The sequence below is a fragment of the Thalassospira indica genome, assembly GCF_003403095.1.
Lineage (GTDB): Bacteria > Pseudomonadota > Alphaproteobacteria > Rhodospirillales > Thalassospiraceae > Thalassospira > Thalassospira indica.
Genome location: NZ_CP031555.1, coordinates 2,114,531 through 2,129,123, shown reverse-complemented (window position 1 = coordinate 2,129,123; position 14,593 = coordinate 2,114,531). Strand labels below are relative to the sequence as shown.

Annotated in this window: 10 protein-coding genes; 2 read left to right on the top strand and 8 right to left on the bottom strand. The window is 55.8% G+C overall.

Annotation, left to right across the window (positions count from 1 at the left end; all coding sequences use genetic code 11):
* Positions 1-19: 19 nt before the first annotated feature.
* Positions 20-1,369, bottom strand: a complete 1,350-nt coding sequence (gene glmM, locus DY252_RS10045; protein ID WP_063087195.1) for a phosphoglucosamine mutase — start codon at positions 1,367-1,369, stop codon at positions 20-22.
* A gap of 257 nt (positions 1,370-1,626) precedes the next feature.
* On the opposite strand from glmM, the gene DY252_RS10040 reads away from it, so the two are divergent.
* Positions 1,627-3,648, top strand: coding sequence for a sensor histidine kinase (locus tag DY252_RS10040; RefSeq protein WP_064790177.1), 2,022 nt, complete (start codon positions 1,627-1,629; stop codon positions 3,646-3,648).
* Entirely contained in the window at positions 3,645-5,642 is a 1,998-nt protein-coding gene (locus DY252_RS10035) for a sensor histidine kinase (RefSeq protein ID WP_082923588.1), read from the top strand. The genes DY252_RS10040 and DY252_RS10035 overlap by 4 nt, the downstream gene beginning before the upstream one ends.
* A gap of 35 nt (positions 5,643-5,677) precedes the next feature.
* Here the strand turns inward: DY252_RS10035 and DY252_RS10030 are convergent, their stop codons facing one another.
* The 7 genes from DY252_RS10030 to tolB form a co-directional block, all read right to left on the bottom strand.
* Positions 5,678-6,466, bottom strand: coding sequence for a response regulator transcription factor (locus tag DY252_RS10030; protein ID WP_064790174.1), 789 nt, complete (start codon positions 6,464-6,466; stop codon positions 5,678-5,680).
* A gap of 262 nt (positions 6,467-6,728) precedes the next feature.
* A complete protein-coding gene (folP, locus tag DY252_RS10025; RefSeq protein ID WP_008891386.1) occupies positions 6,729-7,844 on the bottom strand; it encodes a dihydropteroate synthase in 1,116 nt (371 codons plus the stop codon).
* Between the two features lie 13 nt (positions 7,845-7,857).
* On the bottom strand, positions 7,858-9,801 hold the full coding sequence (ftsH, locus tag DY252_RS10020; protein ID WP_064790171.1) for an ATP-dependent zinc metalloprotease FtsH: 1,944 nt from the start codon (positions 9,799-9,801) through the stop codon (positions 7,858-7,860).
* Positions 9,802-9,886: 85 nt separating this feature from the next.
* Positions 9,887-11,257: a tRNA lysidine(34) synthetase TilS gene (tilS, locus tag DY252_RS10015; RefSeq protein WP_165374903.1), complete on the bottom strand. Its 1,371-nt coding sequence runs from the start codon at positions 11,255-11,257 to the stop codon at positions 9,887-9,889.
* Between the two features lie 104 nt (positions 11,258-11,361).
* Positions 11,362-12,414 (bottom strand): tol-pal system protein YbgF, encoded by a 1,053-nt coding sequence (gene ybgF / locus DY252_RS10010; protein WP_064790229.1) that lies wholly within the window; start codon positions 12,412-12,414, stop codon positions 11,362-11,364.
* 153 nt (positions 12,415-12,567) lie between these two features.
* A complete protein-coding gene (pal, locus tag DY252_RS10005; RefSeq protein WP_008891382.1) occupies positions 12,568-13,062 on the bottom strand; it encodes a peptidoglycan-associated lipoprotein Pal in 495 nt (164 codons plus the stop codon).
* Between the two features lie 129 nt (positions 13,063-13,191).
* Positions 13,192-14,562: a Tol-Pal system beta propeller repeat protein TolB gene (gene tolB / locus DY252_RS10000; protein ID WP_064790167.1), complete on the bottom strand. Its 1,371-nt coding sequence runs from the start codon at positions 14,560-14,562 to the stop codon at positions 13,192-13,194.
* Positions 14,563-14,593 lie beyond the last annotated feature (31 nt).

Below are 14,593 nucleotides of genomic sequence, written 5' to 3'. Positions count from 1 at the left end.
TTTTCGTCACAATGACCGGTTAACCGGCAACAGCGGTGATTTCGGCAACGATGCCATCAACGATCTGTTCGACCTTAATCGCGTCATCGCCTTCGGCCATCACACGGATCAGCGGTTCGGTGCCAGATTTACGGATCAGGATACGACCGTCACCGTTAAAGGCCCGTTCTGCCAGGGATATGGCTTCGATGACGCTGCTTTGCGCCAACGGATCAGAACCGGCACTGTAGCGCACATTTTTCAGGATCTGCGGCAGCGGTTCGAACACGCGGCTGAGTTCAGACACCGGGCCTTCGCGGCTGGCAAGGACGGCCAGCACCTGAAGGGCTGCCAACAGGCCATCTCCGGTCGATGCGAAGTCGGACAGCACGATATGGCCCGACTGTTCACCGCCGACATTGCAATCAAGGGCGCGCATCTGTTCGACAACATAGCGATCACCAACCTTGGTGCGGATCAGACGGACATCGTTGCTTTCAAGGTAGCGTTCAAGACCAAGGTTCGACATCACGGTTGCGACCAGCGCGTTACCGCGCAGCTGACCGGTGCGTTTCCAGTGGGTTACGACAAGGCCCATCAACTGGTCACCGTCGATCAGATGTCCCTTTTCATCACACATCTGGACGCGGTCGGCATCGCCATCAAGGGCAATCCCGACATCGGCCTTTTCGGCCAGAACCCGGTCACACATGGTTTTGGTGTAGGTCGACCCGCACTGATCATTGATGTTCAGACCATTCGGGCTGGTGCCGATTTCAATTACGTCGGCACCCAGTTCACGCAGAACCTTGGGCGCAACGGAATAGCCGGCACCATGGGCGCAATCAAGCACGATGCGCAGACCTTCAAGCGTGACGGTGCCCGGCAGGGATGATTTGACGGCCTCGATATAACGGCCGGGCGCATCATCAATGCGTTTGGCACGGCCCAGCGCATTGGCCGGCACCAGTTTGCCCGAAAGATCGCTTTCCATCAGGGCTTCGATTTCAAGTTCGACCTCGTCCGACAGCTTGAAGCCATCCGGGCCAAACAGCTTGATGCCGTTATCCTGGAACGGGTTGTGGGAGGCCGAGATCATCACACCGATATCAGCGCGCATCGATTTGGTCAGCATGGCGACCGCCGGGGTCGGCATTGGGCCGACCAGCATGACATCCATCCCCATCGAGGTGAAACCGGCAACAAGGGCGGGTTCAAGCATGTAGCCCGACAGTCGGGTATCCTTGCCAATCACGACCTTGTGGCGGTGATCACCACGGGTGAAATAATGGCCGGCAGCCATCCCGACTTTCAGGGCGACTTCTGCGGTCATCGGCGCTGTATTGGCAGTTCCGCGAATGCCATCGGTGCCAAAATACTTGCGGCTCATATTCTGTGTCTCTGCTTGCTTTGCGGGCATTATGCCCGGTCAATTCATTCTGACTGCCGGTTATATCAAAGTGGCGGCGCAATGCCACCGGCAATCGGCATATTTCAGCGCCTATTCTAGTGCCAAACTGGCAATCAATCCGTTAACAGGCAAACACGGCGATATTCGGATAAAAGCGATGACCTTCGGTCAAAAACCCGCTATCACAAGATGAAGGGGCTGAAACCGGGGGAATTTTGCGCAGCATCCGCTTGAATATGTTTCTTTTTGCGATGTTGATTGTGACCGCGTCCGGCATTTTTGCCGTTTACGGACCCAAAATTGCTGCGCATGAGGTTGCCAAAACACTCGTCCTGCCGCCCAGCGGACCTGCGGAAGTTATCAATCTGAACCGCTATCTGACGCGGTTGGTGACAGACCGCAAAGTGGAAAGCACATTCAAAATCCCGTCGATTGCCGAATCTGAATTCGCCTCTGTCCTTGAGGCACGCGGTCCGGGCTATACAGATCGCACCATCTGGTATCGCGCGCCGGTCAAAATCGTTGATCAGCCCGGACGAACGGGAAGAAGCGCCTTTATCGATATCGGACATGTGTATCTGAATGATATCGAGATTAGCATCCTGTCAAATGACGCGCGCCAGATCATCTGGCAGGAACATCTCGGCGACCGAATTCCAAGAGCCAAGGGTGGCCTGCAAAATCTTTCGCACGTTGCCGAATGGCCGAAACTGTCACTTGGCGAATATTGGCTGGTTATCGCGGTCCATACCAACAGCGCGCATGTCTTTGAGGCCGAACTCCTGCCCGATACGGCGCTGATTACCAAATCTGGCAGCAACAGTTTCATCAAGGGGGCAACCCTTGGTGTTCTGCTTCTTGCATTCGGGATTTATTTCGCGTTTGGCGTGATGTCGGGGGATCGGTCTGTTCTTTGGTATTCGGGTTATATCTTTTCGCTATTTCTGATTTCGTTCGGGGTGACGGGCTATGCCCAACTGATTTTCAAACCGTTATGGTCGTTGGCCTCGGACTTCGTGACGGGAACCGGAACGGCGTTTGCGCTTGGTACAAGCATCATGATGTGGAGCTATATGACCCGTCTTGATCGCGAGAACCGGCCGCTGTTTAGGATCATGATCGGGTATTCGTTTCTGGCGATGGCAGGTTTTCTGACCGCCACATCGGACTGGTATATCCTGTATGCCAAAGTGTTTTTCGGGCCTCAGATATTCCTGCTTGCGGTTTTGCTGATCAATCTGATGTATCGCGGATATCGCCAGAAGCACACATTCCAGATGAGTTATTTGATGGTCGCGCTTGGTGTTCCGACCATCGGGGCGATGGCGCATTTGCTGCTGCTGATCGGGTGGTTGCCGGTCAACGGATTTACCACAAGCATCTTTGCCCTCAGTTCGTTTATTCAGCTTGTGCTGGTCGCCATCGCCATGGCCTATCGCACCTATGGCGTGATCAACCGGCGTGTTGATGCCCTTGCCTCCGGCCAGCGGGCCGACCAGCTTGCCAGTGAACAGCGTACCTTTATCACCATGCTGTCACATGAATTCCGAACCCCGCTTGCGATCATTCAGCGGTCTGCTGAAATCCTCGGACTACATTTGCAAAAGGAACCTGAAAGCGTTTTGAACCGGCTGTCGACGATCCAGTCCAATGCCCGGCAGCTTTCGGGCCTTGTCGATGCGTTCCTGACCAAGGAAACCCTTGATAGCGCGACATTCACCACCACGCGTGAGGCTGTTGCCATCGATGCGTTTCTGCGCGATTTGATCGCACAGCGCCAACGCGAGGTCCCCGGCCAGAATATCAGCCTGATTCAAAGCGATGTTGTGATCGTCGAGATTGACCGGATCCTGATGGAACGTGCGCTGATCAACCTGATCGAGAATGCGCGAAAATATGCGCCGGGTGCTGCCGTCTGGATTTCAGCCGAAAGGGCTGCCAATGGCTATGTCTATATCCGGGTCGTTGATGAAGGCCCGGGCATTGCCGCCGACGATCTGCAGAATGTTTTGAACGCCTTTTACCGCGGACGGGATTCGGTCAAAATCCAGGGGGTCGGGCTTGGATTGCATCTGACCAAACGCATCATCGAGGCCCATGACGGATCCCTGTCGGTTAGTGTTGGCGAAGAAGGCGGAACAACAATCCTGATCAAACTGCCCTATGACCGCGACATGACGGTACTGAGGAACAATGAAAACAGGGCTGGCTTCCCACTTGGCTATACCGAGACGTCCCATGAAGGGGACCGGCCATGACGATCAGATCGCCGCTGTTCACTTCGCCAATGACACATTCCCTGCCCGCTGTAGCTTTGGCGGCGGCATTGGTGTTGCTCATCATTGCAACCATGGTTTTGATGCCATGGCACGGTGCAAACGCGCAATCTTCGGTGATGCCGGATGGTGATGAGGATCATCTGGTTCTGCCGGGCAATGTCACAGAACCGATTGAGATCACCCGGTTTGTTGCGTCCTTTGCCGACACCACACGCAAACTTGGCTTTGAAGAGATCCAGGCCCTGCCAGATGCAGCCTTTCAGCAGTCACCTGCCATACCGTCCTTTGGGTATACCCGCGATGTGATCTGGCATCAGCTTGATCTCACCATCAGCAATGACATGACGAAACGTGCCCTGCTTGAAATCGGGCCGAACTATCTGAATTTCATTGATGTGTTTCTGGTGCCCGATGGACTGGGTGATCCGGTCTGGCATACCCGTCTTGGCGATCATGTCCCCGCCAGCGCACGCCAATATGGCGGACGAACACATATTGCCGCCCTGCCCCTGATGGAGCCGGGCGACTATCGCCTTTATGTCCGGTCGCAAAGCAATAGCGCCAATCTGATCTGGATGACACTTTGGCCGGCAACCGACCTGGTTTCCTCGCTGTCCTTCCGTGATCTGGCGTCGAATGTTTTCTTTGGCTTCATTCTGGCATTGGGGTTAGCCTATCTGGCGCTTGGTCTGATTGCCCGGGATCGGATTGTCGTTTTGTACAGCATCTGGGTCCTAGCAATCGGTGTCACAGCGGCCGTCGTCAATGGCGTGGTCTTAAGCGAACTACGACCGGAAATACCGTGGCTGAATGACTTTTTGTTGGGAACAGCCAACATCGTTACCTATGGCGTTACGGTGTTCCTGTGGCTCTACATCATTGACGCCAAAAAGAAGTATCCTTTGGCCTACAAGATATGTTGCGCGTACGGGTTTTTCGTTCTGGCCTTTGCGGCCGGGGCGACCACCGATCTGTACACCGTCTTTGGCACCTATATCGTGCCAAGCCATTCGGTCTTTATGGCCACGATGTGCGCAATTCTGATCAAACGGGCGTTTGAAGACATCCACAACCCGCGTTACTGGGCGTTCCTTGTGGTTCTGGCCGTCCCGACCGGAGCGGCGATCATGATCCAGCTTGCCCTTTCGGGGGTGATCGATGCGACCAGATTGCGTCTGGAACTGCACAGCTACACCTTGATGTTCCACCTTGTCGGGATGGGCATCATCATGACGATGCGGTTGTCGCGCATGGACAAGGAACGGGTCACTGTCGTGCGCAAGGCAGAAGAAACCACCTCGCTGGTCGAGGAACAGCGCAAACTGATTTCGATGCTGTCGCATGAATTCCGAACGCCGCTTGCCGTGATCCAGCGATCATCGGAAATGCTGATGCTGCGTCTTACGAACCACAAGGATGACGTTCTTGAACGTTTGCAACGCATTCAGCTTCAGGCGCAGAAACTGGCGCGCCTTGTCGATATTTTCCTGACCAAGGACGGTATCGATACCCAGGAACTGTCACTTGCGCGCAAGACAGTTCCGATCAACCGGTTTCTTCAGGAATTTGTCGCCCAGACCACACGCGAAGGTGCGGAAGTTCAGGCGGCATTGAGCCGAACCACAGGTATCGAGGTCTTTATCGACGAAACCCTGATGGGGCTTGCGATCACGAACCTGGTTGAAACATCACGCCGCTTTGCGCACGGGGCACCGATCCACATCAGTACTCACCGACATTCCGAGATGCGGGTCGAAATCAGCATCCCCTGCCGCGGTGAAGAACTTGATGAAGACGAGATCGCCATGATTTCCGATGCGCTGTTCAGGCGCGATATGGAAAGCCAGTCACTACAGCGCGCACTCGGACTGCATATTTCGCAACGTATTGTCGTTGCGCATGGGGGATCGATCACCCTGCGCCAGAAGGGCGCACGCAGCATCGAGCTTTGCCTGCTTTTACCGTGCGAGTAGCTGGCCGCACGTTATTTGGGTGGGAAACAGACGGATCAGGAAGCCTCGGCCTCGCCGGCAATGGCGGCGGGTGACGTAAAGGCATAGCCGCGACCGTAAGCCGTTCGCACAGGCAGTTCTTCACCGATTTCCTTGATGATTTTCTGACGCACGCGACGGATTGCCGTATCCAGATTACGACAGTTTTCGGCCGTGTCGGCCTTACCCAAGGCTTCGACGATTTCAGGGCGCGTCAGCCACGCCCCATTGGCATCAATCAGGATCTTGACGATGGTGCGTTCCGTCGCCGTCAATTTGGCTTCATTGCCTTGGGGATTGCGCAGGGTCCAGTTAAGCATATCAAGAACCCAGCTATCCTCGGGAATTGCCGTTTCAGCCGCCGCTTCGTTATCTGAGCGTGACGCGCGGCGCAGAAGCGGTTTGAGGGCGGCTTCGATCACCGATAGCGGGCTGTCCTTCGTCAAATAGACATCGGCACCGGATTTATAGCCGGTCAGATGATTGTCCATTCCCGAAAGCGAGGTCAGCATCATGATGCCGCAGTCAACGGTTTTGCGGACATGCTGAGCCAGCTCATAGCCATCCGCGTCGGGCAGCATAATATCAAGAATGACCGCATCAGGTTTACGCGCAGCAAGTGCGCGGTAAAATGCAGCACCGGTTTCACAACCGACCACATCGAAACCGCACATCTCAAGATACTCACACAGATCCTTGTTCAGATCGGTGTTATCTTCCACGACATATACACAGTGCGTCATAGCATTCCAGCCAGACCTGACATCAGCAGGGAACGGCTGTGTCAGACCGCCAATCTCGTTCATCTAAAGACCTTCGCGTTCGCTTGTTGTCCAACCATCAACTGTGACTTTGATGTCACTTTTGTTTGATACCTATTGGTATGTGGTCAAAGGACCGATTCTGCAAGTATCAACCTTAAATGGTCAGAAAATGCCAGAATCGAACTTGCCGCAAAAAAGCTCGCAATCGATCAGAAGCCAAGCCTGCTTGCGATTGCGAGCCATGTTTTAAACGATGTCGATAAAATTACAAGCTATACGTGCAGACGATGCGCCAAACACACCGTCAGACAATAGATGTGGAACTGGCCACAGAAATCGCCTGCACGGTTTCGGGCACATCATGCACGCGGATCATCTGAACCCCGTGACGCCATCCATTGACCGCAGACGCGATTGAACCACCCAGACGCTGCTTCGGGTCGGCCTTGGGATCAATCTTGCCGATGAATGACTTGCGCGAGGTTCCCAGCAGGATCGGGCAGCCCAATCCATGGAAAATGGCCAAGCGCGACAGCAGTTCAAGATTGTGCGACAGCGTCTTGCCAAAGCCGATGCCCGGATCGATGCAGATGCGATCGCGTGAAATACCCGCCCGCTCGCAGCTTTCGATGCGATCGAGCAGATAGTCATAGATATCAAGCACCGCGCAATCATATTTCGGGTCGGCCTGCATGGTGCCCGGTTCACCCTGCATATGCATCAGCATCACCGGTTTGCCAGATGCAGCGGCAACCTCCATCGAGCGTTCATCGCCTTCAAGACCGGTAACGTCATTAATGATCGCAGCACCGGCCTCAATCGCGGCCTCCATCACGCCCGCATGGCGGGTGTCGATCGAAACAACGTGCCCCTTGGATGCCAATTCGCGGATCACCGGGACTACACGATTGATTTCCTCGTCCTCGGAAACGGTATCGGCCCCCGGACGGGTTGATTCGCCGCCGACATCAATGATCGATGCGCCCTGCTCTATCATCGCCATGGCGCGTGCCACAGACTGTTCGGTGGTGTTGTAATCGCCGCCATCGGAAAAGCTGTCAGGCGTGACATTTATGATGCCCATCACATGGCAGGACGCCATATCAAGCCCGGCATAATCAGGGCGTTTGGCCATCAGGCGGTCCAGCACCGCATTGATTTCATCAACCCGGCCACTATTTTGCACCCAGCCTTCAAGGGCAAGCAGCGGCAGGATCATGCTTTCAGCACCGCCACCTTCGCGGCGACGGATGATTTCAAGTGCCGAAAAACCCCGGCGTGATCCGGCAAGTGGCAAGGTATTGGGATCATCGGCATGGTCGATGAAACCGGTCGGTGCGTAGTAAAGCGGTCCTTCAAAATCGGCAAAGCCCCGCACATCGGCGGGGCTTCGCAGGACCGATCGTTTGATCTCGTCCATCAGTCTCTTTCTGTTAGCTTCCCGGTTGCGGTTCCGGGGAAAGGTCCCCGCCGCCGTCACCAGGGTTATCCTTGCGGGCACCGCCGGTGCTTGGCACCGTAGAGCGACGTCCACCACCTGCATCCTTGCCGCCACCCGAAGTATGGCCCGGACGGTTGATTTCCTCGCCACGCAGCAGCGCGTCGATTTCCTTGCCCGACAGGGTTTCATATTCCAGAAGACCTTTTGCAAGCTTATGCAGGTCATCAAGATGTTCGGTCAGAACGCGCTTGGCGAATTCATAAGCCTCGTCGGAATAACGACGGACTTCTTCGTCAATCAGCTGTGCTGTTTTTTCCGAAACGTTTTTGTGCTGGGCAACGCTGTGACCAAGGAACACTTCTTCCTGGTTATCAACGTATTTGACATTCCCGAGCTTGTCGGAGAAGCCCCACTCAGTCACCATCTTGCGCGCATATTGCGTCACCATGTTGATGTCCGAAGATGCCCCCGTGGTGACCTTGTCCTTGCCAAAGATGATTTCCTCGGCAACGCGGCCACCCATGGCAACCGCAAGGTCGGAAATCAGCTGTTCGTAGGATTTGGACACCTGATCACGTTCCGGCAGACGCATCACCATACCCAGTGCGCGACCGCGCGGGATGATGGTGGCCTTGTGGATCGGATCAGACGCAGGCGTATGGAGTGCGACCAGTGCGTGACCACCTTCGTGATAGGCGGTCAGCTTTTTCTCGTCATCGGTCATGATCATGGAGCGACGTTCAGCCCCCATCATGACCTTGTCCTTGGCGTTTTCGAAATCAGCCATGGTGACAACACGCTTGCCAAGACGGGCCGCAAGCAAAGCTGCCTCGTTGACAAGGTTTGCCAGATCCGCGCCCGAGAAGCCCGGGGTACCACGTGCAACCGTGCGCAGATCGACATCCGGACCCAGCGGGACTTTACGCGCATGAACACCCAGAATGCGTTCACGGCCTTCCAGATCCGGGTTCGGCACAACGACCTGACGGTCGAAACGACCCGGACGCAGCAATGCAGGGTCCAGAACGTCCGGACGGTTGGTAGCAGCCACAAGGATCACACCTTCGTTGGCTTCGAAACCATCCATCTCGACGAGGAGCTGGTTGAGCGTCTGTTCGCGTTCATCGTTACCGCCGCCAAGACCGGCACCACGATGGCGGCCGACAGCGTCGATTTCATCGATGAAGATGATGCAAGGTGCGTTTTTCTTGCCCTGTTCGAACATGTCACGCACACGCGATGCACCGACACCGACGAACATTTCAACGAAGTCAGAACCCGAGATGGTGAAGAACGGAACGTTTGCTTCACCGGCAATCGCACGCGCCAGCAGCGTTTTACCGGTACCCGGAGGACCGACAAGCAGCATGCCTTTGGGGATTTTACCGCCAAGGCGCTGGAACTTCTGCGGATCGCGCAGGAAGTCGACGACTTCTTCAAGCTCGCCTTTGGCTTCTTCAATACCGGCGACATCTTCGAAGGTCACGCGGCCGGACTTCTCTGTCAGCATCTTGGCCTTGGACTTGCCAAAGCCCATGGCCTTGCCGCCGCCGCCCTGCATCTGGCGCATGAAGAAGATCCAGACACCGATGATCAGAAGCATCGGGAACCAGCTGATCAAAGCGCTCATCAACGGAGACAGGCTTTCTTCAGGCTGTGCGATGATGCGCACGCCCTTGTCGTTCAGCTTTTCAACTAGGTTCGGATAATCCGGGGTGTAAACATTAACAGAGCGACCGTCGCGCGTTTCTGCAGTCAGGTTGTTGCCCTGGATGGTGACTTCGGAAATCTGACCTGAATCCACTTCGGCCAGGAAGTCCGAAAATGCCAGCGACGACTGACCGGACCGTCCGGAGGGCGACTGAAACAGGTTAAACAGCGCCACCAAAAGGATGGCGATAATAACCCACAGTGCGAGATTTTTTCCCATATTCATTCCAAGCTACTGGTCGCAATTTGTGTGTGCCGTGACGCAAAACTTCCTGCGCAGGGTCTGACAATCAAATAGTCATAAGCCCCGCTTACGCAAGTAGGTTGTCGGGTTTCGGTGACGATTTGAAACCACTTTCCCACAAAGGTACTTGCGGCGCAAACTGCCAACTGCCACCAGACGCGATCAGGTCCCTGCCCAGAGGCCGTCCGCAACCGGCGGCGGATAGTACGTCGGAAAGCTCCGAAACCTCAAGCCCGCCAACAGATAACAAGCCTTCTTTATCGTAGAGTGCAGGCATGGATGCAAGGGCTGCGCGCGGTAAATTACCAATAAATGGTGCAATTTCGCCCAATGCGGCACGAAAAGACTTCGTGTGAAACACATCACAAAGGCCAAGCGGGGCGATCCAACGTCCAGTTTGCCCTGAAAGTTCAGCGTCATCTGGCTGCCATTCAAAGCGATTATCAAACCGCACAACCAAAGATCGTGTGAGTGATTCGCCATCCAACGCAATCGGATCCTGCGCCATTCGGCCAAATTCGCGATAAACGCAAATCCCGCCTTTCCGACCGTGCAAGACGCAGCCGCCCAGACTGATGCGGGCTGTTTTATCCGCACCAAGGCGATCAAGCGCACCGCGCAGTTTATCAAGCGCAGGCATATATCCGGCACCCCCCACTGTACGCACCACCTGCCCCAGCGCATGGATCGCGGCGTTGCGATCTGTTTTCGGATCCAGCAGCACATCCGGGTTAAGGATCGCAACCCCGCTCGCGTGCAGGGTCACCGCCCCGGCCAGCAATCGGCCAATGCCCGTTTCAAGTTCACGGCGCGCCGATGCGTCGGCGGTTATATCGGGCGGGCGTGATGCCCCCGCCTCAAACGCCTTGCGCACGCGCACACGCTCGAACTTGTCGTCGATGTTGGAAGGATCTTCGATCCACGCCTGCCCGCGTGCCGTCAGGGTCGCCACCAAGTCAGTCTTGGCAACACCCAAAAGCGGGCGCAGCACCCGGCCATGTCGCAGGTAGCGGCGCGCAGACATTCCTGCCTGCCCAATCGGGGTCGTGCCGCGATCGCGGCGCATGGCAATGGTTTCGTGTTGGTCGCCGGCATGATGGGCAACCAACAGATGGAAAATGCCGGTATCACGCATCAGGTCATCAAAAATCTGATAGCGGGCCTGGCGCGCCTTTTCCTGCACGGCACCGGTTGGCTTTTCTCCCTGCCAGTCTTTGGTGATGTGTTCGATGTTATGGCGGGCAAGTTCGGCTGCGACCCAGCGGGCCTCGTCAGCGGCGGCCTTGCGCAGACCATGGTCAACCGTAACGGCGACCACGCGCCCGCCTTGTGCCTGACACCAGTCATGGGCCAGCAGAGTGAGTGCCATGCTGTCGGCCCCACCCGAGACACCAACAAGGATTTCAGGGGCGGTTTCAAACGGGGCAAACGCCATCATCAGTCTATCAAAGGCAACGGCGTCCAGTGGAGATCCACCGGACGCCGTATTTTGATTTTCTGATGTCGTAAGGTTGCCGATCATCGGTCTGTCATACGCAGGGTTTACTGCGGACATCCACGGTTCTGGCGTTCCTGACGGGCGCGATCCAGAACGACATTCGAGGCGTTCGGGAAGTTGTCGATCAGGTGACCAAACGCCGTGCAGGCATCTTCGTTCTTGCCAAGATTGGCCAGCGACATGCCAAGTTTCAGAAGGTTGTCTGGTGCCTTGGTGCTGTCGGGGTAGGTCTGGAAACCTTCGGTAAAGGCGATGGCAGCATTTTCATACTGGCCGCGCACGTAATAGGTTTCACCCAGCCAGTATTGCGCGTTACCCGCCAACGGATCGTTGGGATGGTTGCTGACGAAATTGCCCAGCGCCTGTTCGGCGGCCTGGAAATCCTGTTTGCGCAGAAGGCCAAAGGCCTCGCGATATTGTTCTTCAGGCGTGCCGGTGGTTGCCGCAGCACTCTGTGTTGGTGAAGATGCGTTCGATGCGGCTGCCCCGCTTGGAATTTGCGGCGGCTGGCCTTCGCTTTCAATCACACCAAACAGCTGGGTGCCGCGCTCATTCAAGGGCTCGCCCGAACCGGCAGCAGCCGGTGCGCTGTTGACGGCAGAGTTATTGGCGCCCTGTGCGGCCGTGCCCGCAGCAAGCGGTGCAGTTGACCCACCGGCATTTGCACCACTGGTCGCAACGCCGCCGCTTTCAAGCTGATTGAGGCGGAAATCAATATCGGCCACCAGACGTTCCAGACGGTCTTCCATCTTGCGAATGCGGTAGTCGAATTCTTCAAGCTGACCGGTCAGTTGGGTGGTCGTGCGTTCCAGAGCGCTGATCTGGACCTGTTGGCGTGCGGCAGCCGGGGTTGCAGACCCGCCGCCATCACCAGACGAAACAGCGGCCTGTGCGGCGTCACCGGTGCCTTCGCGATAGACATAACGTTGCAAAAGATCGAGGTCCTTGCGCAGTTGTTCTACCTGACGCGACATATTGGCGTCTTGCGCGTGAACCGGTTGGGATCCGAGTGATGTCATGCCAAACACAGCTCCGACGGCAAGGGCCATCAGGATGTTGCGATTCTTTGGCGAAATGGCGGATCGAACGCGGATCATTTTCGGGTCCTTTTTCGTCAATTCAGTCTTTGAAGGTTCACTATGGAAATACCTGTCGTGACTTTCAAACATTTTCAGGCGGCAAAAATAAGGCGCCTGCCCCAAACGGGACAGGCGCCTTGATCTTCAAGTCAGGCTTTCACCTGCACGCGCTTAACGGATAACCGATACAGAGCGGCGGTTTTTAGCCCAGCTTTCTTCGTCATGGCCAAGAGCAACCGGGCGCTCTTTACCATAAGAAATGGTCTCGATGCGCGACGGGTCGATGCCCAGAGCGATCAGGTAATCTTTGACCGAGTTCGCGCGGCGTTCGCCGAGTGCAAGGTTGTATTCACGGGTGCCGCGCTCGTCGGCATGACCTTCAACAACAACTTTGTACTGCGGATATTTCTTCAGCCAAGCAGCCTGCAGTTCGAGGGTGCGACGTGCTTCACCGGCAAGATCGTATTTGTCGAAACCAAAGAAGACGCGGTCACCAACGTTGACAGCGAACCACTCAGGGCTGCTTTCAGCCAAAGAAGTCGAAGTCGAGGCGCTGGAAGAAGTGCTTGCACCGTCGCCACCAGTGGTTGCCGTGCTATCAGGTGCAGTTTCACAAGCAGCCAGAAGAGCGGCAGCAGCAAAAACGCTCAGAATACGAAGTTTCATTTAAGTTTTCCCCTTAACACCGGACGCATTCGCCCGAGGTTGGTGTTTTCCATGTCTCGCGACACCGAAAATGCCCGCGATTAAAGCGAATCGCATTCAGTGCTTCGCGATGACTATACTCTTGAGATATCAGGGAATCAAGGGCGACCATGCAGGATCCGACCCATCCGCCGGTGTAACGATCTCTCGTTCGTTATAACCAGTAAGATCAATCGAATACAAACGAAAGCGATCCTTGGTACCGTCCCTGGACGGGTGTTGGCGGTGATACATCAAAACTCGACCGTTTGGTGCCCATGTAGGTCCCTCGACGAGGAACCCCTCAGCCAGTTGCCTTTCTCCACTGCCATCTGGCCGCATGACACCGATATAGAACCGACCTCCTTGTAATTTGGTGAATGCGATCAGGTCTCCGCGTGGCGACCAGACCGGCGTGGCATAAGAACCACCGCCGAAACTGATACGCTGTACCCCGCCACCATCAGCATTCATCACGTAAAGTTGTTGCGAACCACTGCGATCGGAGTTGAACGCAATGCGCGAACCATCAGGCGAGTAGGAAGGCGAAGTATCCACGGCCGGATGGCGCGTAAGCTGCTGCTTTTGGCGCGTGCGCAGGTCCAGTCGATAGATTTCACTGTTCCCGTCAAGTGCCTGCGACATCACGACCGAGTTCCCGTCTGGTGCGAATCGGGGCGCGAAGGTCATCCCCGGAAAATCACCCAGCAATTCCAACTCGCCGGTATCAATATCCAACAAATAAACGCGCGGCTTGTCGTTGAAGTACGACATATAAACGACTTCCTGTGCCGTCGGAGAAAACCGCGGGTTCAGCACAAGGAACCGTCCATCAGAGAGGAACCGGTGATTCGCACCGTCCTGATCCATGATGGCCAGCCGTTTGTTCCGGTTATCTGCCGGACCGGTTTCCGAAACATAGACAACGCGCGTATCGAAATAGCCGGTTTCACCCGTGATACGCTTGTAGATCTCGTCGGCGATCTTGTGTGCGATCCGACGCCAATTGTTTGGCTGCGTGCGGTACGCAACGCCAGACATCTGGGTTTCAGCCAGCACATCCCAAAGGCGGAATTCCACACGCAGCAGGCCGTTTGGTTCGGTCACAACACGACCATTGACCAACGCCTGGGCATTGATGGCCCGCCACTCAGCAAAGTTCGGGTTCACCGCCAATGATGCTGCACTCTGAATGAATGCCCTTTCATTGATCGGCGAGAACAGCCCCGACCGTTCGAGATCCGCCGCAATTACCTGTGTCAGGTTTTGGCCAATCTCGGTTTCGGCAACACCCTCGCCCGGAAAGCGGGTGACGGCAATTGGCATCGGCTTCAATTCACCCCGGGTAATATCAATCCGGAGTTCCGCCTTTGCCGGCGACATGAACCCGACATTCAGGCCAGCGACAACGGCAAGGGCGCACAGTGCCGCGACACTGCCATTTACCCAAAATCGTTTGATTGCGTTGGTCTTGATCGTCATCCTGCCTCGCTATTTTCCACGCGTGTTCAAG